19 protein-coding genes are annotated in these 21,157 nt (G+C 69.9%); 3 read left to right on the forward strand and 16 right to left on the reverse strand.

The window, feature by feature from the left end; all coding sequences use genetic code 11:
* Window positions 1–22: 22 nt before the first annotated feature.
* The 12 genes from ACFYPA_RS22710 to ACFYPA_RS22765 form a co-directional block, all read right to left on the reverse strand.
* Window positions 23–712 carry a pilus assembly protein TadG-related protein gene (locus ACFYPA_RS22710; RefSeq protein ID WP_389133863.1) on the reverse strand — a complete coding sequence of 230 codons (690 nt, stop codon included), beginning with the start codon at window positions 710–712 and terminating at the stop codon, window positions 23–25.
* Window positions 709–942 (reverse strand): hypothetical protein, encoded by a 234-nt coding sequence (locus ACFYPA_RS22715; protein ID WP_389133865.1) that lies wholly within the window; start codon window positions 940–942, stop codon window positions 709–711. The genes ACFYPA_RS22710 and ACFYPA_RS22715 overlap by 4 nt, the downstream gene beginning before the upstream one ends.
* Before the next feature lie 252 nt (window positions 943–1,194).
* Window positions 1,195–2,292: a response regulator transcription factor gene (locus ACFYPA_RS22720; RefSeq protein WP_359350517.1), complete on the reverse strand. Its 1,098-nt coding sequence runs from the start codon at window positions 2,290–2,292 to the stop codon at window positions 1,195–1,197.
* 58 nt (window positions 2,293–2,350) lie between these two features.
* Window positions 2,351–3,667 carry a histidine kinase gene (locus ACFYPA_RS22725; protein WP_359313419.1) on the reverse strand — a complete coding sequence of 439 codons (1,317 nt, stop codon included), beginning with the start codon at window positions 3,665–3,667 and terminating at the stop codon, window positions 2,351–2,353.
* A 51-nt stretch (window positions 3,668–3,718) separates the two neighbouring features.
* Window positions 3,719–4,603 (reverse strand): DUF5936 domain-containing protein, encoded by an 885-nt coding sequence (locus ACFYPA_RS22730; RefSeq protein WP_359350520.1) that lies wholly within the window; start codon window positions 4,601–4,603, stop codon window positions 3,719–3,721.
* Window positions 4,604–4,617: 14 nt separating this feature from the next.
* Window positions 4,618–5,556 (reverse strand): type II secretion system F family protein, encoded by a 939-nt coding sequence (locus ACFYPA_RS22735; protein WP_359078834.1) that lies wholly within the window; start codon window positions 5,554–5,556, stop codon window positions 4,618–4,620.
* A gap of 10 nt (window positions 5,557–5,566) precedes the next feature.
* Window positions 5,567–6,904 (reverse strand): CpaF family protein, encoded by a 1,338-nt coding sequence (locus ACFYPA_RS22740; RefSeq protein ID WP_359078832.1) that lies wholly within the window; start codon window positions 6,902–6,904, stop codon window positions 5,567–5,569.
* A 59-nt stretch (window positions 6,905–6,963) separates the two neighbouring features.
* On the reverse strand, window positions 6,964–7,332 hold the full coding sequence (locus ACFYPA_RS22745; RefSeq protein WP_389133869.1) for a TadE/TadG family type IV pilus assembly protein: 369 nt from the start codon (window positions 7,330–7,332) through the stop codon (window positions 6,964–6,966).
* Between the two features lie 2 nt (window positions 7,333–7,334).
* Window positions 7,335–7,745, reverse strand: coding sequence for a TadE family protein (locus ACFYPA_RS22750; protein ID WP_389133871.1), 411 nt, complete (start codon window positions 7,743–7,745; stop codon window positions 7,335–7,337).
* Between the two features lie 16 nt (window positions 7,746–7,761).
* Window positions 7,762–9,033, reverse strand: coding sequence for an AAA family ATPase (locus ACFYPA_RS22755; RefSeq protein ID WP_359078827.1), 1,272 nt, complete (start codon window positions 9,031–9,033; stop codon window positions 7,762–7,764).
* Window positions 9,034–9,040: 7 nt separating this feature from the next.
* A complete protein-coding gene (cpaB, locus tag ACFYPA_RS22760) occupies window positions 9,041–9,751 on the reverse strand; it encodes a Flp pilus assembly protein CpaB (RefSeq protein WP_389133874.1) in 711 nt (236 codons plus the stop codon).
* A 176-nt stretch (window positions 9,752–9,927) separates the two neighbouring features.
* Window positions 9,928–10,788 carry a hypothetical protein gene (locus ACFYPA_RS22765; RefSeq protein WP_359078823.1) on the reverse strand — a complete coding sequence of 287 codons (861 nt, stop codon included), beginning with the start codon at window positions 10,786–10,788 and terminating at the stop codon, window positions 9,928–9,930.
* A gap of 742 nt (window positions 10,789–11,530) precedes the next feature.
* On the opposite strand from ACFYPA_RS22765, the gene ACFYPA_RS22770 reads away from it, so the two are divergent.
* Both ACFYPA_RS22770 and ACFYPA_RS22775 read left to right on the forward strand, forming a co-directional pair.
* Complete coding sequence (locus ACFYPA_RS22770) at window positions 11,531–13,198, forward strand: chitinase (protein ID WP_389134149.1); 1,668 nt, start codon at window positions 11,531–11,533, stop codon at window positions 13,196–13,198.
* A 215-nt stretch (window positions 13,199–13,413) separates the two neighbouring features.
* Window positions 13,414–15,744 carry a serine/threonine-protein kinase gene (locus ACFYPA_RS22775; protein ID WP_359350531.1) on the forward strand — a complete coding sequence of 777 codons (2,331 nt, stop codon included), beginning with the start codon at window positions 13,414–13,416 and terminating at the stop codon, window positions 15,742–15,744.
* 41 nt (window positions 15,745–15,785) lie between these two features.
* Here the strand turns inward: ACFYPA_RS22775 and ACFYPA_RS22780 are convergent, their stop codons facing one another.
* The 4 genes from ACFYPA_RS22780 to ACFYPA_RS22795 all read right to left on the reverse strand — a co-directional run bounded on the left by ACFYPA_RS22780 (window position 15,786) and on the right by ACFYPA_RS22795 (window position 19,621).
* A complete protein-coding gene (locus tag ACFYPA_RS22780; protein ID WP_389133878.1) occupies window positions 15,786–17,261 on the reverse strand; it encodes a GntP family permease in 1,476 nt (491 codons plus the stop codon).
* Between the two features lie 120 nt (window positions 17,262–17,381).
* A complete protein-coding gene (locus ACFYPA_RS22785) occupies window positions 17,382–17,807 on the reverse strand; it encodes a RidA family protein (RefSeq protein ID WP_389133881.1) in 426 nt (141 codons plus the stop codon).
* A 6-nt stretch (window positions 17,808–17,813) separates the two neighbouring features.
* A complete protein-coding gene (locus ACFYPA_RS22790) occupies window positions 17,814–18,572 on the reverse strand; it encodes an IclR family transcriptional regulator (protein WP_359078815.1) in 759 nt (252 codons plus the stop codon).
* Window positions 18,569–19,621 (reverse strand): sugar kinase, encoded by a 1,053-nt coding sequence (locus ACFYPA_RS22795; protein ID WP_389133885.1) that lies wholly within the window; start codon window positions 19,619–19,621, stop codon window positions 18,569–18,571. Before ACFYPA_RS22795 ends, ACFYPA_RS22790 begins: the two co-directional genes overlap by 4 nt.
* A gap of 191 nt (window positions 19,622–19,812) precedes the next feature.
* Here ACFYPA_RS22795 and ACFYPA_RS22800 point away from each other — a divergent pair, with 191 nt between their 5' ends.
* Window positions 19,813–21,102 (forward strand): alanine racemase, encoded by a 1,290-nt coding sequence (locus tag ACFYPA_RS22800; RefSeq protein WP_359078812.1) that lies wholly within the window; start codon window positions 19,813–19,815, stop codon window positions 21,100–21,102.
* The last annotated feature ends 55 nt before the right edge of the window (window positions 21,103–21,157 follow it).

Here is a 21,157-nt window from a genome sequence, read left to right on the forward strand (position 1 = left end):
TTCCTTTAGTCGTCGTTCGCTGTCAGTCGTCGATCAAGTGCACGGCGAAAATGGTCTTGGCCACGGCTTCCCACAGCTCCGGGTGGTCAGGATCGACCTCTAGGCCGCGATCCTGACCATCACACTCAAGGGTGGGTATCGGCAGGTCCGGCTTGCCGCCCTCGTCGTCTCCGTCGTCTCCGACATCGGATGCCGTGTCATCACTCGGCTCGTCTCTGAGCTTCGGCGAGCACCTGAACTCGATAACAGCGGTGGCCGTGGCCTTGCCGTGCGTGGTCTTCGTACTGGGGATCACCGAAGAACCAACCGTGTAATCGGTTTCGACACTGACAGTCACCCTGTCCCGGACGAAACCTTCGTCCCAGCCGCACAGGGGCCGGCTGAAGGAGCCGTCGCTATGGAGGTGCGAGCGATTGGCCGCTGCCAACTCCCGCGCCTTCCAACATCCGGCTTCGAAGTAGCGATGGTTCGCCAGAAACTCATGGAGGCCGTTGGGCTCCCGCAGAGCGGCAAGGAAGGGCACCGCCAGATCATCTCGGGCTTCCTGGGCAGCGGCGAGCGCGGCCGCGTCCGCGGCGCCCTGAGCGCCGTTGCGTGTAGCGGAGGCTTGACCGACAGCAAAGAACGCGAACGCGAGAAAGAGCAAGCCCGCCACCATCACAATGTAGATGGGGAAGGCTTGCCCTCGATCGCGGTGGGATCCTTTGATCACGAGCCCGCGGTGATGGAGTTCACCAGACCGGTGATACGAGTCGTGATCGCGCCGCCGATGCCCGAGGCCACCATGCCACCGATGATCGCGACGACCACCAGGATGATGCCGAGGTACTCGAAGGCCGTCTGGCCGCGGTCCGCGGTCTCGTAGCGCTTCTGGATCTTGGAGACGGCGGTGTTGGCCCAGCCGTTGACGCGGACGGCGGTCTTCAGGGTGATGTTCGACATGGTGTTCCCCTCCAGATTCGGCCGACCGACTGCCGGCCGACTCGCAAGTTCCTTTGTCGTCCCGCCCGTTACCGGCTTCCTCCTGGCCGGTGCCGTTTGCGACATGAGAAACATAAGGCGGAACACCATGCCCACCAGAGGGCCCCAGGGCCCATTCCCGGGCCCAATCGCCCAGTTGGGCCCTGGGCGTCACAGGGTGGGCCCCCGCGCCCGGACTCACCACGTTTCGCTTACTCCCCCGAAAGGCCATGGCTACCTGTCTCCCCTGGCGGCAGGTCCGGCAGCCGATGCCGTGCCGAGCCAGCGGGCGATCGCCTCGCTGCGACTGCCGCTGTGCAGTTTGGTGAAGATGCGGTTGATGTGGTTCTTGACCGTCTTCTCACTGATGAAGCAGGTGGCGGCGATCTGCTGATTACTCATGCCTGACGCGATCAGGTCCATGACCTCCACCTCCCGTGCACTCAGCCCGTACTGCTCCCTGTCGGGAGGCACACCAGGCCGCCCAGGTACGGAAGACTGTCCCACATTTGATTGCAGATGCGAAAGACCCCGCGCGGGAGGAGTCAGTCGCGCCCCAGATGGGGCCCGTTGGGTGTCAGGCAGAGGCATGGGCGAATGTGCATACGCATCGTGTTGCTGCTGAGATCCTGGCGCGCGGCCGCCGTATCCGGGCTGCTGGTACGGAACGCCTGTGGTCAGCGCACTCCCCAGCCCCTCGGGCAGAGGAGCTCCGTCCGGCCCGGGCCCCTGGCGCATATGGGCCAGGAGTGCGTTCGCCGCCGTGGCCGTGAAGTGGGCCCGGCCGCTCTGCGTGTCGCGTACCGCTTGCACCAGCTGGTCTGCGGTGAACTCGCCGTGCACCAAGTAGCCGCCGGCCCCCAGCCGCAGCGCCTCATGGACGATCGCGCTCTCGCGGCTGTAGGTGAGCATCAGCACGGGCGCGACCCGGACCAGGTGCGGCAGTGCGGAGATACCGTCCACGCCCGGCATCCGCACGTCGAGCAGCACGACATCCGGGCGGTGTTGCACGGCCACGTCGTAGGCCTGGCGGCCGTCCGCGGCCTCGGCAACGACTTCGATGTCCTCACGGCCGGAGAGCAGAGCGCCCAGCCCGGCCCGGACCACGGGATTGTCGTCGGCGACGACGACCCTCATCGGTGCTGGGGCGGCAGGAGCCGGAGCGGAGGGGAAGGCGGGCATGGGTCCGGATGCCGCGGTCTGCTGGGGAGCGGGAAACCCTGGGGAACTGGATTCCGAGGTGACGGGCGTGGCGTGCGAGGACGTGTGCTGGGAGGCGTGATGCTGTGCGCCCCAGTTCTGGCCCGAAGTGCGTGAGACGTCGTCCGGCATTCTGCGACCTCCTCTCATGGTCTGTGGGGACGGGTGGTGGGGGGAAAGCGAGCGGATTTCAGTCGAGCGGCGGAGCAGGTGGTGCCTGGGACAGGGCGGCCATCGGCAGCTCCAGGCGGACTTCCGTGCCCGTGGCCGCCTTGCCCTTGCCGATCCGGATGCGGGCGCCGATGGAGGCGGCGCGTTCCACCATGCCGACGAGTCCGAAGTGGCCGGCACGCCTGAGGTCGTCGAGCGTGACGCCGGCGGGCAGTCCTCGCCCGTCGTCGTACACGCTGATCCTCAGGACGTCGCCCTTCACTCCGGCCAGGACGACGAGGTAGGTGGGGTGGGCGTGACGGTTGGCGTTCTCCATGGCTTCCGAGGCGATGGTGAGCAGTTGCCGGGCCACGACCTGCGGTACCGGCGGGACCGGGATCTCGTTGAGCAGTCGGAAGGTCGCGGTGAGGCCGTGCCGCCGCGTGAAGTCGTCTGCGCGGGCGTGGAGCTCCGCCACCACGTCGATCCCTCCGTCCAGCCCCGATTCGCGTCGCAGGTCCGACAGCAGCTCACGTGATTCCGCGGCCGCACGGCGAGCGGACCGGGCGACGAGTTCGGCCTGGTGCCTGACGGTCAGCGGGTCCATCCGGTCCGAGGAACTGGCCAGACCGTCGGCTGCCATGGCCAGGCCGTGGAGTGTCTTGGCGACCGAATCGTGCATCTCGCGAGCGAGTCGGGTGCGTTCGCCTTCGACCGCCTCGTTCACGGCGAGTCGTGCCCGCGTCTCCGTGAGCGCCTGACTCGCCGTGCCGAAGCGGAGCAACAGGTTGCGCAGGGTGACACCGACCGCGCCGGCGATTACGCAGAAGCCCGGGAGGAGCAGCCCGGTGCCATCGCTGGCCTGCAGCTTTTCGTCGGTGCCGTACACGCCGAAGATGATCAGCGTTTCGAGGCAGGCGAAGACCGCCGCTCCGCGCCAGCCGTAGACGAGCCCGGCGAGCAGCGGCGTACAGACCGTGACGTACGCCAGGGTGGATTCCGGCGTGGCGGTGATCAGCAGCAGGGCGCCGAAGAGGGCGTCGACGCCGAGCAGCCAGGGATGGCGCAGGAAGAGCGGGCCGAAGCGCTCCCAGTCCCGGAAGAGGACGTAGGAGCCCATGAAGGTGACGAGGATGGCCGCGCCGATCAGCCAGGTGGCCAGACCCGGTGCGGTGCGGTCGATCGCGAACGGTGTCGCTATGGCCGTCATCGCGAGGCGGAAGCCGAATACCTGACGGCACATGGCCTGGAGCGCGTTGAGCTGGATCGCGAACGCCGGTTGCGCGCCCGGATTCGCCAGTGCCTGGCGCACCTCGTGGGTCAATCCCGGTCTAGAGTCACCGAGTTGAAATGCCATGCGCCTGTCACCTCCCGCCGCTCGTGATACTCATCATCCCCGTCATTCAGGTCATCCGCCGAGGAACGAGAAGTCGACGTTGGCCCCGTACACGAATCCGACCGTCAGCAGCAGCAGCGTTCCGGGAAGCAGGAATGAGGTCACTGCGAAGGTCGCCTTCGGGACGGCCTTCGCGGCCTTCCGTCGAGCGTTCTGGGCGTCGGTGCGCCGCATGTCATTGGCGATCTGGATCAGCGTCTCGACGATCGGTGCACCCAGCTCCTCGCCCTGTTGAAGTGTGGTCACGAACATCGCAACCTGCTCCGAGTCGTTCCGCTTCCTCAGTTCCTCGAACGCCTGACGGCGGCTGACGCCCATGTCCATCTGGCGCAGCGTGATGCGGAGTTCGTCCGCCCAGGGGCCTTCGTACTTCTCGGCGACCCGCTCCAGGGCCTGGCGGAAGCCGAGGCCGGCCGAGACGACGACCGCGAGGACGTCGAGGAAGTCGGGGAGCGTGCGTTCGATGTGTTCCTTGCGGACGCGGACGGCCGACCAGATGCCGACCTCGACCCAGAAGGCGCCGAAGGCGAGGAGCAGGATGGCGAGGAAGAACTGACCGCGCATGAGCATCGACAGCGCGCCGAACGCGCCGAGCGCTCCATAGACCGCACGCCGGGCGGCGTACCGGTCGATGGTGAGGCCGCCGGGGTTGCCGGCCATGTCGATCTGACGCCGCTTCTTGTTGACGGCCTTGGGGCCCATCATCCTGAGCACCGCAGGGGCCCACCGCATGCCCATCCGGTCGATGCCGGAGCCGACCGCGCTGGTCCGGGTGGAGCCGACCTCCAGGGCGATGGCGAGGTCGCCGGGAAGTTTGGCGTCGGCACGGTACATCCGGATGCCGGCGATCGCCCCGTACACAGCGAGACCCACAACGAGTGCGAGCAACAGGTCCATGTCCGCTCCTCCCCTTAGACGTCGATACGGGACAGGCGGCGGATCACGATGAATCCGATCGCGTACAGGATGAGCGAGACGACGACCGCGGCCTGGCCGATCAGCGCACCGGTCATGCGGTCGAGTGCGCCGGGCATGACGGCGTTCATCAGGAGCATGGCGCCGAAGCCGAAGCCCGGAACGGCGTAGGCCGTGACGGTCACCTGCGACAGCTGCGTCTTGACCTCGCGACGGGTTTCCTTGCGCTCCTCCAGCGTCTCCGTGAGGTTGCGCAGGGAGCTGACGACCGTACCGCCGGCCCGGTTGGACAGGACGAGGGTCGTGACCAGGACGACGAGTTCGCGGGACGGCAGGCGCTCGGTCAGCTCGCTCAGGGCGTCGTCGAGCGATTCGCCGACGCTGAGCCGGCGCGCGACCCGGGCGAGTTCCTCGCCTGCCGGGTCCTCCAGTTCGTCCGCCGCCATGGAGAGCGCGGTACGCAGCGCGAGTCCGGCCTGCGTGGCGTTGGCGAGGATGCGGGAGAGCTCGGGGAGCTGGTTGATGAAGCGGTCGGTGCGCTTGGTGCGCTGCCAGTTCAGGAAGGCGTTGGTGCCCCAGAGCCCGATCAGGGCTGCCACGGGTCCGAAGAACGAGGCCAGGATCGACGAGGCCGCCATCCAGAGCCCCGCCATCGCGATCAGGGCGTAGACGAAGAACTCGCCCGGCGTGATCTCGAGCCCGGTGGCGGCGAGCTTCAGCTCGATCTTGCGGCCCAATGTGGTCTTGCGCAGCCTGCGGTCGACGCCCTGGAAGCGGCGGTGGCGTCCTGCGGCCTGTATCTGGCCCGTGTGCGAGAGGCGGTCGACGAGGGCGTCGCGGTCGGCCTTGCCACCGGCGTACGCGTGCAGACCCATGACGCCGAGCACGCCACAGACGAGCGTGACGCCGATCGTGAGGAGGGGGAGATTGGTCATGGCGCGGTACCTACTTGGCCTCTCGGGTGGCGAGCTGTTCGTCGGACGAGGCGACGCCGAAGGCCTGGGGAATGGGCTGGCTGGCCATGTAGAGGCGTTCGGCGATCTTGCGCGGGAGCGGGAGGTACTGGAACTGGCCGTAGATCCGGCCGTCGGCGGCCATCGGCTGGGGAACGAAGCGGGCCACGCTGACGATGCGGTAGTTGTCGCGGCCGTGCGAGTCGAGGATCGCGATCTCGGTGACCTTTCGTCCGCCGTCCGCGAACCGGGTGAGCTGGACGATCACGTCGACGGCACTGTTGATCTGGTCGTGCAGGGCCTCGAAGGGGATCTTGATCTCCGACATGGAGGCAAGGGTCTGCAGACGCATCAGCGCGTCCTCGGCGTTGTTGGCGTGGACGGTGGCGAGGGAGCCGTCGTGGCCCGTCGACATCGCCTGGAGCATGTCGAGGGACTCGCCGCCACGGACCTCACCGACGACGATGCGGTCGGGGCGCATACGCAAGGAGTTGCGGACCAGGTCACGGATGCTGATCTGCCCCTTGCCCTCCACGTTCGCCGGGCGGGACTCCAGCCGGATGACGTGGTTCTGCTGGAGCTGGAGTTCCGCCGAGTCCTCGATGGTGACGATGCGCTCGTGGTTGGGGATCAGCCCGGAGAGTGCGTTGAGGAGGGTCGTCTTGCCGGTGCCGGTGGCGCCCGAGACGATGATGTTGAGTTTGGCCTGGACGAGCCCCGAGAGCAGGATCAGCATCTGTTCGTCCAGCGAACCGAACGCGATCATCTCCTGGAGGGTGAAGGCCCTCGGGAACCGTCGGATGGTGAGCGTGGCGCCGGTCAGCGAGAGCGGCGGAATGATCACGTTGACGCGCTCGCCACTGGGGAGGCGGGCGTCCACCATCGGGTTCGCCTCGTCCACGCGGCGGTTGACGGTCGACACGATGCGCTCGATGGTCTGCATCAGTTGTTCGTGCGAGCCGAAGCGCATCGGGAGCTGTTCGACCTTGCCGCTGCGCTCGACGAAGATCTGGTCCGGTCCGTTCACCATGATTTCGGTGATGGACGCGTCTTCGAGGAGCGGTTCCAGGATGCCGAGGCCCAGGGCCTCATCGACGACCCGGCGGATCAGCTGCGAGCGTTCGACGGAGGAGAGGACCGGCCCTTCGCGGCTGATGATGTGCCCGAGTACGCGTTCCAGGCGGGCCCGCCGGTCGGCGGCGGCCAGCGAGGACATCTCCGCGAGGTCGATCTCCTCAAGCAGCTTGGCCCGGTAGGAGGCGACCATGTGGCCGTCCTCCAGCCCCCCGCCGCGCTCCTCGGGGGCGGTGATGCGTGCCCGCAGGCTCATGGTGCTGACTCCTTGGTCCGGCGTGCCGGTGTGGTGCGGCGGGGGTCGGTGCGGATCGGCTATTCGCGGGGCATGGTGGAGGTGCGGGTGGCCGGGTCGAACGAGAGGCCGGGGATGAGGCTGGGGATCTTGACGCGGGCGGTGTAGGCCACCGTGTCGTAGCCGTACGCCCCCTCCAATTCCGCCCCGTCCGCCAGCCAGTCGCTCATCGCGTGCTTGCCGGCCAGCTCCGGCGACATGGGGGGCCGCTCGTGGCTCGCCGTACGGGCTGCCGCGCGTGCGGCCGTCCCCGCCTGATTGACGGTGTACGCGGCAATGCCCAGCTGGATGGCGCACAGTCCGACCAGGAGCAGCAGGGGGATGAATCCCATGTACTCGATGGCGACTTGACCCCGGTCGCGTGCAGACCTTCGTGTGTTCCCGGTCATGGTCAGCCCTCCCTCGCGGACGCTGCTTCGCCGGTGACCTTCGGGCCCCAGTCGAGCACTCCAGGGACCAGTACGGGCACGTGGAGCTCAACCTTTGCCTTGTACAGGCCGGGCTCCGGATTCACGTCGCATCCGAAGTACGCTCTGCCGTGCCAGGCGCTCGGCAGGTCCTTCTTCCCAGCCTCCCGACAGGCAGCCGTCGGTCTGAACCGCGCCCCGTTCCCCGCCCGCGCCGCCACATCTGCCGCGTTGCCCGCCAGGATGAACGTGTAGCCGAACAGCGCGCACTGCCACAGCGCGACGAGCAGCAGGATGATCAGTGGCGTGACCCCGACGAACTCGATCGCGGTCTGTCCGCGGTCGCGGTCACGTCTCCTGCCTATTCCGGTTTCCGCCCTCTCGGTGGTCACCATGGATCAACCTGCCCCCTCAGTCGGTCCTGCCCCGGCCCGCGGAATCGCCCCGTCTGCGCGAGCGCCCGATCGAACCCCGGTCGTTTCTGTACTTGCCGCCGCCTTCCGCTCCGGCGGGTACCTTCACCAACCCGAGCTCACCCGCGAGGGCCCAGAGCGCCTGCTTGACGACGCTCTTCGAGTCGAGTTCGTGCATGCGGCCCGCGTCGACCGCGCCCTGGAGTTCCTTGAAGTTGGCCGGGATCGCCACACCCGCGATCCGGGTCCCCGTGATCTTCTGGATCAGCGGGGGCTGGATCTCGGTGTTGCGGGTGTAGCGGTTGACGAGGGTCGTCGTCTCCTCCGCCTTGCGGACCTGGAGGCGGTCCCACATCCGTACGATGCGCTTCGCGCCGCGTACCGCGACCACGTCCGGCGTCGTGACCAGCAGTGCGATGTCGGCCATCTCGATGGCTGCGGCGTTGGCGCCGTTCATCTGGCTGCCGCCGTCGATGACCACGACCTCGTACCGTGAGCGCAGTGCGCTGACGATCTGGCGGGCGGAACGGTCGCTGACCTCCTCGCCGCGTTCGCCCTCGCCGGGTGCCAGCAGCAGGGCGAGCCCGCTGGTGTGGCTGAACACGGCGTCGGACAGGACGCGGGGCGAGATGTCGCTGATCGCGGCCAGATCGACGATGGAGCGGCGGAACTGTACGTCCAGGAACGAGGCGATGTCGCCGGACTGCAGGTCCATGTCGACCAGGGCGACCGTGTGGCCGGAGGCCTGGGCCGCCAGGGCCAGCTGTACGGCGGTGACCGTCGCTCCGACGCCGCCCTTCGCGCCGCTGACGGTGACGACCGTGCCGCCGGGGCCGGTGAAGACCTCGGCGCCCGCCCCGAGGTGGCGGCGGACTCCGACGGACCAGCCGGCGGCGGCCTGGACGCGCTGGGCCAGCTCCTCGTACGAGAGGGGCAGGCCGACCAGGCCGCGGGCGCCGGAGTCCATGGCTGCCGAGTAGAGCCCGGGGCTCGCGTCGGCGGTGACGAGCACGACCCCGACCGCCGGAAAGCGCAGGGCCACCTCCCGGATCAGCTCAAGGGCTGGGACCGGACCGATCCGTTCGTGCACCAGCACGACCTCGGGCAGCTCGTCCAGCGACTCGGCGGCGAGCCGGGCCAGGGTGTCGAGCAGCGCGGTGGAATCACCCAGGGGCCCGGCCGGCTCCGCGTCGGGGAGCTGACTGAGCAGCGTGGTGATGGATCGGGCGGCGTCGGCATCGCCGACGGCCGGGAGGATTCGTGTGCTCATCCGGTCCTCACTTGTTCTTGTCTTCGTCGAGGTTGTAGCTGCCCTCGCCCGGACGGAGCGTGGTCGGGCTGTCGTTCGGCAGCAGGGCCAGCCGGACGTGCTCCGCGAACGACTCGGCGTAGGCGACGCGCTGCGCGTCGGTGGTGTCCAGGGCGAAGGTGATCGGCACGGCCTCGCTCGGGCCGCTGCGTTCGTCGCTCTTCGGCTCGAGCGAGGTCAGCTCACCGACGTCGATGACCTTGGCGTTCGGCACGATGACGCGCGAGGTGGGCTTCTCCTTGTCGTTCTGGCCACCGAACGTCGCGTAGATGTTGACCAGGCTGCCGGGCCGGATCTTGCCGGCGACGCCCGTCGCGGCGTCGATCATGATCGCGATCTCCTGCTGCCCGCTCTCCAGCGCCGGGCGCTTGACGAGCATGTCCTCCTGAAGCAGCGAGCCCGGGCGGAGGGTGGTGACGGCGATCTTGCCGTCCAAGACCGAGAGATCGGTGACGGCGTTCTTGGCCAGCCAGCGCTTCGGCATCGAGATCTTCTTGAACTGCCCCGGGTCCAGCGGCCGGTAGGGCGCTATGTTCGCTTTGACCTGATAGGCGGTCACCTCCGGTCCTACCTTCGAGTTCACATCACTGATCACCGAGAGCACACCGGCGAACGCACCGAAGGCGCAGAGGACCGAGAGGAGGAGAAGGATGACGCCGCGGCGTTGCCGAGAGTTCATGAGCGGAGCAACCTCGTTGGGAGACGTGGGCCGATGAGCGGACAGAGGAGCGGAGCGGGGTCGGACCGCCGCGGGTCACGCCGGGCGTTTCACCCGTACGGAACGGGCCGGGCCGTGCGCTGTCCGGCGGGCTGTGGGTGGGTGCGGCAGCGGCGCACCGCCGTCGTCGTGGTGGCTCACGACCCGTGATGCATGGGTGTTCCGTGGTTCAGGACACCGGAACCGTGCGTTTGGTTCTCCGGCGGTTTCAATGGCGCCGAACACAGCCCGCAGCGGTCGCCGATGAGTTCATTTCCGCACCAGGTGCAGACCTCCCTGCGAACCGAAGAAACCAGCTGGTAAATCAGTGAAATATCGGGCAGAAAGGCGGCGAATTCGATCATCTTCGAAGTGCCCCACCAAGCGGGCGAATCCGCGGGCAACGCCATGTCGTGTACGGCCTGCACCTGCCAGGCCGGGGCGATCGTGGACGTCACCCACTCGGATTGCAGCTGCCCTTTGGCGACCAGCAGATGGGTGGCGAATTCCGGGCCGGTCAGGTCCCCCGAGCCGATCTTGATCAGCTGCGGGTTCGGGTTGGCCAGCACGCCGAACTGCGAGCCGGGCACCCATGACTTCGCATGGGCCTTCAGGCTGACCGGGACCCGGTCCAGCTTGGTGACCGTGTTCAGCAGCGCGCCCGAGTAGATGTAGTGGGAGAGCAGCCTCGCCGCGGAGGCGACGACCCCGGCACTGAAGTCACAGATGGACAACTGCCGCAATTGGCGCACCAGTACCGCCACCCCCAAGGGGGGCAGATCAGACTTGATCAGCGCAATGCGGTCGCTCTCCAGCACCGAGCGCATGGTGTGCAGCCGTCGCTCATGGGCGACCGGGATGCCGGCGGGGTAGACCGCGATGACATAGCCGTGCTGCTCCAGGAGCAGATGCATGTCGCTCAGCGCCTGGTCGAGCGGCTGCTCGCCGGGCGCGCGCAGGACCACCGCCGTGGGCGTCTGCTGATCGGTCGGAGGCAGCACGAGGTCAGCACTGGTCACTGCTATTGCTGTTGGCACGCTGTTCCCCGTTCGGCTCCGGCCGCCGCGTACCGCCGGCCGCAATCGTCCTGCCAGGCGCTCCTTGCTCAGGCACTCCCGCCTCAGCACTTTATCCACGTACTGCGGGGCAGAGAACACTTTTGGGGGCCCAGTGAGGGCGGGCTCACGAACTCCCCACGGGTCGTCCGCATGACAAATCAGCCCAAGTGACTGGTTGTTAAATTGCGGACCATTCAGAGGTTTAGCCGCGGCCATCGTGTTAATACATGATCCTTTCTCGCTCCCTCGCACGTCAGGGGCGTGGGAGCGCTTTCACGCGAGCGCTCGCGGGTGTTACCGGTGGGGCCCACGTGAACTCTGGGCCCGAATTGGGGCCCCCGGGCCTACGGGAGGGACGTGGTCGACGCGCATGCCCACCGAGGGGGCTCGACTCCGGACTCACCTCCCCCTCCGGAGTGAACGGGCCGGGGGTGGCCACCGGCCCATCACCCCTCGCCGGACGGTGTATTGCGAGCGGGAGCTGCCAGAGGTCTTGACAACTTGATTGGTCTGGACCAGTTTTAGCGCCCAGCGGTGGCCACCGTTCCTCGATTCCACACCCCCGGCACCCCCCGTGCCGCACCCCCGGCATCCCCGTGTCGCTTCCCCGCCATCCCCGACTCCCCCACGGAGGCAGCAAGTGGAACGTTCCCCCGCAACCACCCACAGAAGACGGCACAGCCGCCCTCTCCTCGGCGCCGCCATGGCCGTCGTCGCCGCGGGCGCCCTGTCACTCACCGGGCTCGTGAGCAGCGCCGAGGCCGCCGACGTCAACGTCGCCAAGAACGCCGGGTTCGAGTCCGGCCTCGCCAACTGGACCTGTTCCGGCGGCTCCGGCGCCACCGTCTCCTCGCCCGTGCACGGCGGCACCGCCGCCCTCAGGGCGACCCCGGCCGGCCTGGACAACGCCCAGTGCACGCAGACCGTCGCCGTGAAGCCCAACTCGACGTACGCCCTCAGCTCCTGGGTGCAGGGTTCGTACGTCTACCTGGGAGCCAGCGGCACCGGCACCACCGACGTGTCGACCTGGACCCCCGGCTCCAGCGGCTGGAGCCAACTCTCCACCAGCTTCACCACCGGGCCCAGCACCACCTCCGTCACCGTGTACACGCACGGCTGGTACGGGCAGCCCGCCTACCTCGTCGACGACGTCTCGGTCAGCGGACCCGACGGCGGCGGTGGCACCGACCCCGCCCCGACGATCCCCGCGGCCCCCGCCGGTCTCACCGTCGGCACGGCCACGTCCTCCTCCCTCCCCCTGTCCTGGAACGCGGTGTCCGGCGCGACCGGCTACACCGTCTACAAGGACGGCGCCAAGACCACCACCTCCACCGGGACCTCGGCGACGATCACGGGGCTGGCGGCCGACACCGCGTACCAGTTCGCGGTGACCGCCACCAACGCGGCCGGTGAGTCGGTCAAGTCCGCCACCGTCAGCGGGCGTACGGCCAAGACCGGTGGCGGGAACCCGAACCCCGGCACCTCCGTGCCCAAGCACGCGGTCACCGGCTACTGGCAGAACTTCAACAACGGCGCGACCGTGCAGAAGCTCAGCGACGTCCCCGCGAACTACGACATCATCGCGGTCTCCTTCGCCGACGCCACGGCCACGCCCGGAGCCGTCACCTTCAACCTGGACTCGGCGGGTCTGAACGGCTACACCGTCGACCAGTTCAAGGCCGACATCAAGGCGAAGCAGGCGGCCGGCAAGAACGTCATCATCTCCGTCGGCGGCGAGAAGGGGTCCGTCGCGGTCAACAGCGACGCCTCCGCCACCAACTTCGCCAACTCGCTCTACTCCCTCATCCAGGAGTACGGCTTCAACGGCGTCGACATCGACCTGGAGAACGGGCTCAACTCCACGTACATGACGAAGGCGCTGCGCTCCCTGTCGCAGAAGGCGGGCTCCGGCCTCGTCATCACGATGGCGCCGCAGACCATCGACATGCAGTCCACCTCGGGTGAGTACTTCAAGACGGCGCTCAACATCAAGGACATCCTGACCGTCGTCAACATGCAGTACTACAACAGCGGTTCGATGCTCGGCTGCGACGGCAAGGTCTACTCGCAGGGCTCGGTGGACTTCCTCACCGCGCTGGCCTGCATCCAGTTGGAGGGCGGCCTCGACGCGTCGCAGGTCGGCCTCGGTGTCCCCGCCTCCACCAGGGGCGCCGGCAGTGGGTACGTGGCCCCCTCGGTCGTGAACGCGGCCCTGGACTGCCTCGCCAAGGGCACCAACTGCGGTTCCTTCAAGCCGTCGAAGGCCTACCCGGGTGTGCGCGGCGCGATGACCTGGTCGACCAACTGGGACGCCACGTCGGGCAACGCCTGGTCGAACGCGGTCGGCCCGCACGTCCACGGCCTGCCGTAACCCCCACCCGTAGCGCGATCCGCACCCTCGCACGGCATCACTGACCAGCAGCGCCGCCGCTCCCCCGGTGGCGCTGCTGCACGTGCGGGGTCCGGCGGGCGTACCGGGCCGCCTGTATCGGACCCGCAACAGAGTGCCGGGGAGTTGTCGCATCCCATGGCTGTTCGGGCAGCCTCGTGGCACCGTTGATCCGAGGGTGTGACAGGGGGAGTGACATGGCCGGGGCGCGGGTTCAGGCGCTGGGTGGGGACGATCCGGCGACGCTCGGACCGTACCGGCTGATCGGACGGCTCGCGTCCGGCGGCATGGGGCGGATCTATCTGGCCCGCAGCGGTGACCGCGGCGGGCGGGGGCTGGTCGCGGTGAAGACGCTGCTGGCGGAGGGGAACGTCAGCGACGTCGACCGCCGTCGCTTCGCGCGCGAGGTGGCGGTGGCGCAACGGGTCGCCAGCGCGTACACGGCGCGCGTGCGGGAGGCCGACCCGGGCGCCGAGCGGCCGTGGATGGCCATCGACTACATAGCCGCGCCGGCGCTCTCCGAACTCGTGCGCACCTGCGGGGTGCTGCCCGCCTCGGCCGTACGGTGGATCGCGGCCGGAACCGCGGAGGCCCTGGTCACGCTCCACGGGGTGGGGATCGTCCACCGCGACGTGAAGCCGCAGAACGTGCTGCTGCCCCTGGACGGCCCCCGCGTCATCGACTTCGGCATCTCGCACGCCAGCGACCTCACGCTCACCGGGCTCACGCTCGGCACGATCGCCTTCACCTCCCCCGAGCAGGCGCGCGGCGAGGAGTCGACCGCCGCGTCCGATGTCTACTCGCTCGGCGCGACCCTCTTCCTGCTCGCCACCGGACGGCCGCCCTACGCCGCCGACGGTGACACTCTGCGGCTGCTGGCCCGCGTCCAGCGGGGCGAACTCGACCTCGGCGGGCTGCCGAAGGAGCTCGCCCCGACGATCCGGCCCTGCCTGTCCGTCGACCCGGACGGGCGCCCCGAGCCCGCCGACCTGCTCGCCCGCTTCCGCCGGGAGCAGGAGGGTCTGCCGGCGTCCCAGAGCGGGGCCAGGTGGCTGCCGCCACGGTGGACGGCGCTGATCGGCGCGTACGCGACCCAGGGCCTGGAGCTCGCGAACGACCGCCCGCCGGGTCCACCCGGCCGGACCGGTCGCGCGGATGGGACGAGGCCGTCGGCGGCGCACCCCGCCGCCCCGACCCTCGTACAGCGCACGAGCGCGGTGCCGCCCCCGCCGCCGACGCTGGTCTACCCGCCCGAGCGCCGGGCCCGCGCGGCCCGCGACCGCGACCGCCGCCTCGATCGCACACGGCGGGAGATGGCGGCCCTCGCGGAACTGGCGCAGCGCCAGCGCGCGGAACAGGCCGAGCAGGAACGCGCCGAACAGGAACGCGTCGAGGCGGCCCGGCTGGAGGCCGAGCGGCAGGCGGCCCAGCGGCGGGAGGCCGAACGCGCCCGGCGCGAGCGGGAGCGCGCAGCGCAGGAACACGCGCGTGCCGAGCAGGAGCGTGCGCACAGGCGGGCCGAGCAGGAACGGGTCCAGCGGGAGCGCGCGGCGCGCGAGCGGGCCGAACGGGAGCGCGCGGCAAGGGAAGAGGCCGAGCGCGCGTCGCGGGAACGGGCCGAGCAGGAGGCGGCGCGGCGGGCGGCCCGTGCCGCCCGGGCACGCACATCCTCCCCCGGCACCGCCCCGACCGGCCCGGGCACGAGGCGTCCGACGCCCCCGCCTTCCCCGGCCTCCCCGCGGACCGGCTCCTCGGGGAACTCGTCGGCACTGGGCTGGCTGGTCGCCGTGGCCGTCGTCATCGGGCTGCTGGCCTGGCAGCCGTGGGAGTCGACGGGCGGTGAGGGGAGCAACAGCGGTAGTTCCTCCGCCTCCGGCAGTTCCGGCTCGACGTCGTCCGGCAGCGGTCTCGACACCCAGACGCACGACACCGGTCCGGACACCGACAGCAGCAGTGACGACGGCTCCGGCAGCGACACCGTGGAGGAATCGACGCCCACGCCCACGCCCACTCCGACGCCGACGCCCACCCCGGACGCCACCGACCGGGCGTTCGCCGCGGTGCGCGCCGGGGACTGCCTCGACGTGTACAACGACGGGCACGACGACATGAGCGCCTCCCGCCCGATCCGGGTGGGCTGCGGTGCCGCGAATGCGTACATGCACGTCAACCAGGTCAGTGCCCGCTCCGGCGGCTCCGGCCTCTGCGACACCGGGGCGGGTTTCACCTGGTGGAGCAGGTCCGGCGACGACGGGGTCGACAGGACGCTGTGCCTGGACCGGGTGTACCAGGTGGGCCAGTGCTTCCCGGCTGACGTCACGGGGACCACCAGCGCCGATCTGACGGTGGTCTGGCGCTGCGACGCCTCGACCGTGCCGAGGGCCGGCCAGTCGATCCTGCGGATCACCGGGGTCTACCGGGCTCCCACGGCGGGCCAGAACTGGACCTGCCCGTCGGGGAGGGGCGAGAAGTTCTGGTACTGGCAGGTCAACGAGGGGCGGAGCATCATCTGCGCGTCCGCGGCGTGAACCTGCCAGTACCCGTACGGGCCGTGCCCCGTCGAGGGCCCTCAGATCACCAGGCTGAGCAGCGCCGCGACGACGAATCCCGCGACCGACAGGACCGTCTCCAGGACCGTCCAGGACTTCAGGGTGTCGCGCTCGGAGATGCCGAAGTACTTCGACACCATCCAGAAGCCGCCGTCGTTGACGTGCGAGGCGATGATCGAACCGGCCGAGATCGCCATGATGATCAGTGCCAGGTGCGGCTGTGAGAAGTCCTGGTCCTCGACGAGCGGGACCACGATGCCGGCGGTGGTGACGATGGCGACCGTCGCCGAGCCCTGGGCGATGCGCAGGACCGCCGAGATGAGCCAGGCGAGCAGGATGACGGGCAGGCCCACGTCGTTGAACGTGTCGGCGAGCGCGTCCGCGATGCCGCTGCTCTTGAGTACGGCGCCGAAGATGCCGCCCGCACCGACGACGAGCAGGATGTTGCCGACCGGCTTGAGGGACGACGTCGACACGGACTCGAGGGACTTGCGGGACCAGCCGCGCCGGATGCCGAGCAGGTAGTACGCGAGCAGCAGCGCGATCGTCAGGGCGACGAACGGGTTGCCGAAGAACTCGATGACCGAGCGGAGCGTCGAGGGGTCGAGCGCGATGGAGGAGAACGTCGCGGCGAGGATCAGCACCAAGGGGGTGCCGATGATCGCGAGGACGGTGGAGAGCGCGACCGGCGCCTCGTGCGGGGTGACTCCGGCGGCCCGCTGCTCGGCGACGACCGCGGCCTTCGCTTCCGCGGCGGCCTCGACCATGTCCTGCGGGACGTCGACGAAGATTCGCTTTCCGATCCAGGCGGCGTAGCCCCAGGCGGCCAGGACGGACGGGATGCCGACGACGGCGCCCATCAGGATGACCCAGCCGAGCGAGACGTGGAAGAGGCCGGCGGCGGCGACCGGGCCGGGGTGCGGCGGCAGGAACGCGTGGGTCATGGACAGACCGGCGAGGAGCGGCATCGCGTAGAGCAGGATCGACTTGCCGGAGCGCTTGGCCGCCGCGTACACGATCGGCGCGAGGACGAAGATGCCGACGTCGAAGAAGACCGGGATACCGAAGATCAGACCGGTCAGGCCCATGGCGAGCGGGGCGCGCTTCTCACCGAAGAGGTTCAGCAGCCGGGCGCTCAACACCTCGGCGCCGCCGGACACTTCGAGGACCGCGCCGAGCATCGTACCGAGTCCGATGATGATCGCGACGTGGCCGAGGATGCCGCCCATGCCGGACTCGATGACGGAGACGGCGGCGGACTTCTGCACCGTACCGAAGAGCTCGGTGACGGAGAGTCCGGCGCCCAGGCCGACGGCTATGGAGACGGCGAGCAGCGCGACGAACGGCTGCAGCCTGACCTTGATGATCAGGAAGAGGAGGAGCGCGATACCGAGGACGGCGACGGTCAGCAGACCGGCCGTCCCGTCTATGAGCAGGAGGAGTCCACCGGTGTGGGGTGGCGCCTCGGCCGGCGGTGGGCTTGCGGCGAGCAGCATGGGTAACTCCGTTGTTTTCCATGGTACTTGGGCAGGGCGGACCGCGGCACGGCGCCGCCGCGGGGCGGGGCGCCGTGCCGTACAGCTGGGTGGTGCGGTGGAGCGGGTCAGGCAAGGTGATCAGGATCGGCCGAGGACCGCGAGGGCGTCGATCTCGATGAGCAGGCCCTTGGGCAGGCCGACGTAGACCGTCGTGCGGGCGGCGGGAGCCTCCTTGAGGTCCTGCTCGCCGAAGTAGGCGTTGTAGATCTCGTTCATCTCGGCGAAGTGGTCCACGTCCGTGAGGTAGACGCGCATCATCATCACGTCGTCCCAGCTCGCGCCGCCCTCCTCCAGGATCGCCTTGACGTTGGCGAAGGTCTGGAGGGTCTGCTCGCGCAGGGTCGGACCGGCCGGAGTCGGGGCCTGGCCCTCGACGGCGGGCAGGAAGCCGACCTGGCCGGCGACCTGGAGGATGTTCCCCTTGCGCACCCCGTGCGAGAACTTCGCGGGCGGGGTGGTGTGGGTGCTCGGGGTGAGGGGGGTCTTGACGGTGCTGTCGGTCATCGCTGATCAGGCTCTCTTGGGTCGGTTGGTGCCGGAGTACTCCCGGCTGATGGTGTCGGCGGTGCGCCGGACCAGGGGGAGCAGGGTGAGGAGTTCCTCGGCCGTGACGACCACGTTCGGCGCGGAGACCGACATCGCGGCGACGACGCGCCCGTCGGCGCCGCGAATGGGGGCGCCGACGCAGTTGATGGACTCCTCGTGGCCGCCGAGGTCGGTGGCCCATCCCTGTTCGCGCACGGTGGCGAGTTCCTTGAGGAAGGCGCCGGGGCCGGAGGTCGAACGGGACGTGTACATGGGGTAGTCGAGCTTCTCCGCGATGGCGCGCCGCTCGGCTTCGGACAGGTCGGCGAGCAGGAGCTTGGCCACGGCGGCGACGGTGATCGCGACGGGCTTGCCGACGCGGGAGTACATCCGGACCGGGTAGCGGCTCTCGACCTTGTCGATGTAGAGGACCTCGTTCTCCTCGTACACGGCGAGGTGGACGGTGTGCCCGCAGTTCGCGTTGAGCTCGACGAGGTGCGCGTGGGCGATCTCCCGCACGTCGAGGTTCTCGACGGCTTCCTGGGCGAGTGCGAAGAGCCGCGCGCCGAGGCGGTAGCGCTGGTCCTGCTGGCGGTAGACGAGCCCGTGCTCGTGGAGGGTACGGAGCAGGCGCAGGGCCGTGGACTTGTGGACGCCGAGCCGCTCGGCGACCTGTCCGAGGTCGGCGGGCCCCTGGGCGAGCAGCGGCAGGATGCTCAGCGCCCGGTCGACGGTCTGACTCATGTCGTACGTACCTCCGTGTCGTCCCCCGTCCACCCGGGGCCGAGACGCAGTCTCCCCCAGTCGGTGTCGTCGAGGGCGACGAGGCGGTCGGCCCGGTCGCGGGCGGGCGGGTCGGTGAGGTCGCCGGGGACCGTGAGGACGGCGGCGGCCATCAGGTGGCCGTGGCGGGCGCGGTCGCGGACGGGCAGTCCGCGCAGGGTGGCGGAGAGGAACCCGGCGGCGAACGCGTCACCGGCGCCCACGGCGGCGACGACGTCGACGTGGAGGGCGGGGACGTCGGTGACGGTGTCGGCCGCGCCCGCCCCCCGGGAGAAGACCGTCGCGCCCTCCGCCCCCCGCTTCACGACCAGCACCGCCGGTTCCGGCAGCGCCGCGCGGATGGCCTCGGTTCCCGCGATCCCCCACGCCTCCTCCGCCTCGTCCTCGCCGACGAAGACGAGGTCGGCGCGGCGGGCCAGGTCCAGCAGGACGGCGGGTGACGCGCCGGCGTCGCGCCACAGGCCGGGCCGGTGGTTGACGTCGAAGGAGACGAGGGGGCGCCAGGGGCGCGGTGCCGTCAGCTCGTGCAGGAGGGCCAGGCAGTCGGCGGAGAGCGCCGCCGTGATGCCGGACAGGTGCAGGACCCGCCCGGCGAACAGTGCGTCGTACGGGGCGTTCGAGGGGGACATCGCGGAGGCCGCTGACCCGGCCCGGTAGTACGCCACCTCGTGCACGTCGGTGCCGCGGTCCGTCGCCGTGCGGAAGTAGATGCCCGTGGGCCGGGCGGGATCGCGGCGCACGGCGGAGGTGTCGACCCCGTACGCGGAGATCGCCTCGACGAGGTGGTCGCCGAAGCCGTCCGCCCCGACCCTGCCCACCCAGGCCGTGCGGTGGCCGGCCGCGGCGAGCGCGCAGGCCACGTTGGACTCGGCGCCGCCGATGCCGCGGTCGAAGGAGGGGACGTCGGCGAGGCGCCCGGGCCGCGAGGGCAGGAACGTCACCATGGACTCGCCGAGGCACACGACGGCGGCGGCCGTGGCGGCGTCGGTCCTGGCCGGGGTTCCGGACACTCGGGCTCCTCGTGGTCGGGCGGGCGGCGCCGGGTCTCAGCATTGACCGGGCGTCGGCTCGGATGTTAGACAGCCCTGAGCGATATACGCAACGGGTGTTGCACATGTTGCAACGACGGTGCGCATGCAACGGCGCACGACCACGTACGACCAGGTACGACACGACCTACTTCGATCGAGAAGGAGCCCCCATGGCTGCCGACCGTCCCGTGGCCCCGCTCGCCGAGGAGCGGGTGGACCACCGGTTCAAGGCCCTCCCGCCCGACGCGGACGGCCTGACCGTCGGCGAGCTGGCCGCCGAGCGGCGCAACCTCTTCACCGGCGGGTTCACCACTCCCGTGCTCGCCCTGTCGGCCGAGTCCGTCGCGCACAACCTCGCCCTGCTGGAGACGTACGCGCAGCGCCACGGCCTCGCGTTCGCGCCGCACGGCAAGACGTCGATGTCACCGCAGCTCTTCGCCCGTCAGCTGGAGCACGGCGCGTGGGGCATCACCGCCGCGGTGCCGCACCAGGCGCGGGTCTACCGGGCGTACGGCATCCAGCGGATCTTCCTCGCCAACGAACTCGTCGACGCGGTGGCGCTGCGGTGGCTCGCGGGCGAGCTCGACGCCGACCCGGAGTTCCGCTTCGTCTGTTACGTCGACTCGGTGCGCGGCGTCGAGCTGATGGAGGAGGCCCTGCGCGCGGCGGGCGCCTCCCGCCCCGTGGACGTCGTCGTGGAGCTCGGCGCCGGCGAGGGCGCCCGCACGGGTGCCCGCACCGAGGCCGACTGCGCCGCGGTCGCCGACGCGGTGGCCGCCGCGGGGACGCTGCGCCTGGTGGGCGTGGCCGGTTACGAGGGCGAGGTGCCGGACGCGACGGGCGAGCGGGTACGGGACTGGCTGCGCCGGCTCGTCGCACTCGCCTCGGACTTCGACGCGGCGGGGCGGTTCGCCGCCCTGGACGCGGGTGAACCGATCGTGATCAGCGCGGGCGGCAGCGCGTGGTTCGACGCGGTCGCGGACGTGTTCGCACAGATCCCCGCACTCTCCTCACCCGTACTCAAGCTGCTCCGCTCGGGGGCGTACGTCTCGCACGACGACGGGCACTACCGCCACCTCACCCCCTTCAACCGGGTACCCGAGGAGGGCGCCCTGCAGCCCGCCTTCCGCCTCTGGGCCCAGGTCGTGTCGCGTCCCACGGGCGAGCAGGCGTTCCTGAACGCGGGCAAGCGGGACGCGGCCTACGACCTGGATCTGCCCCGGGCGCAGGTCGTGCGGTCCGGGCGCGACGGCTCGGTGCGGGAGGCCTCGGGGGTCGAGGTCACCGGCCTGTCGGACCAGCACGCGTGGGTACGGACGGACGAGGAGGCCGCGCTGGAGGTCGGGGACTGGGTGGGGATGGGCCTCTCGCACCCCTGCACCAGCTTCGACAAGTGGCAGCTGATCCCGCTGGTGGAGGCGGACGGCACGGTCACGGACTACATCCGCACCTTCTTCTGATCCCGACCGAAGAACGAGGGCCCGGGGGCGGAGCGGCGCTGTAGGTCACCACAGC

This window comes from Streptomyces sp. NPDC005775, assembly GCF_042871565.1.
Lineage (GTDB): Bacteria > Actinomycetota > Actinomycetes > Streptomycetales > Streptomycetaceae > Streptomyces.

What these genes read in the sequence shown, in the direction of transcription:
- ACFYPA_RS22775 (WP_359350531.1), top strand. Translation starts at nt 13,414, where the DNA reads ATGGCCGGGGCGCGGGTTCAGGCGCTGGGTGGGGACGATCCGGCGACG.
- ACFYPA_RS22720 (WP_359350517.1), bottom strand. Translation starts at nt 2,292, where the DNA reads ATGCCGGACGACGTCTCACGCACTTCGGGCCAGAACTGGGGCGCACAG.
- ACFYPA_RS22785 (WP_389133881.1), bottom strand. Translation starts at nt 17,807, where the DNA reads ATGACCGACAGCACCGTCAAGACCCCCCTCACCCCGAGCACCCACACC.
- ACFYPA_RS22715 (WP_389133865.1), bottom strand. Translation starts at nt 942, where the DNA reads ATGTCGAACATCACCCTGAAGACCGCCGTCCGCGTCAACGGCTGGGCC.
- cpaB (WP_389133874.1), bottom strand. Translation starts at nt 9,751, where the DNA reads ATGAACTCTCGGCAACGCCGCGGCGTCATCCTTCTCCTCCTCTCGGTC.
- ACFYPA_RS22800 (WP_359078812.1), top strand. Translation starts at nt 19,813, where the DNA reads ATGGCTGCCGACCGTCCCGTGGCCCCGCTCGCCGAGGAGCGGGTGGAC.
- ACFYPA_RS22725 (WP_359313419.1), bottom strand. Translation starts at nt 3,667, where the DNA reads ATGGCATTTCAACTCGGTGACTCTAGACCGGGATTGACCCACGAGGTG.
- ACFYPA_RS22745 (WP_389133869.1), bottom strand. Translation starts at nt 7,332, where the DNA reads ATGACCGGGAACACACGAAGGTCTGCACGCGACCGGGGTCAAGTCGCC.
- ACFYPA_RS22755 (WP_359078827.1), bottom strand. Translation starts at nt 9,033, where the DNA reads ATGAGCACACGAATCCTCCCGGCCGTCGGCGATGCCGACGCCGCCCGA.
- ACFYPA_RS22790 (WP_359078815.1), bottom strand. Translation starts at nt 18,572, where the DNA reads ATGAGTCAGACCGTCGACCGGGCGCTGAGCATCCTGCCGCTGCTCGCC.
- ACFYPA_RS22770 (WP_389134149.1), top strand. Translation starts at nt 11,531, where the DNA reads ATGGCCGTCGTCGCCGCGGGCGCCCTGTCACTCACCGGGCTCGTGAGC.
- ACFYPA_RS22735 (WP_359078834.1), bottom strand. Translation starts at nt 5,556, where the DNA reads ATGACCAATCTCCCCCTCCTCACGATCGGCGTCACGCTCGTCTGTGGC.
- ACFYPA_RS22750 (WP_389133871.1), bottom strand. Translation starts at nt 7,745, where the DNA reads ATGGTGACCACCGAGAGGGCGGAAACCGGAATAGGCAGGAGACGTGAC.
- ACFYPA_RS22730 (WP_359350520.1), bottom strand. Translation starts at nt 4,603, where the DNA reads ATGGACCTGTTGCTCGCACTCGTTGTGGGTCTCGCTGTGTACGGGGCG.
- ACFYPA_RS22780 (WP_389133878.1), bottom strand. Translation starts at nt 17,261, where the DNA reads ATGCTGCTCGCCGCAAGCCCACCGCCGGCCGAGGCGCCACCCCACACC.
- ACFYPA_RS22740 (WP_359078832.1), bottom strand. Translation starts at nt 6,904, where the DNA reads ATGAGCCTGCGGGCACGCATCACCGCCCCCGAGGAGCGCGGCGGGGGG.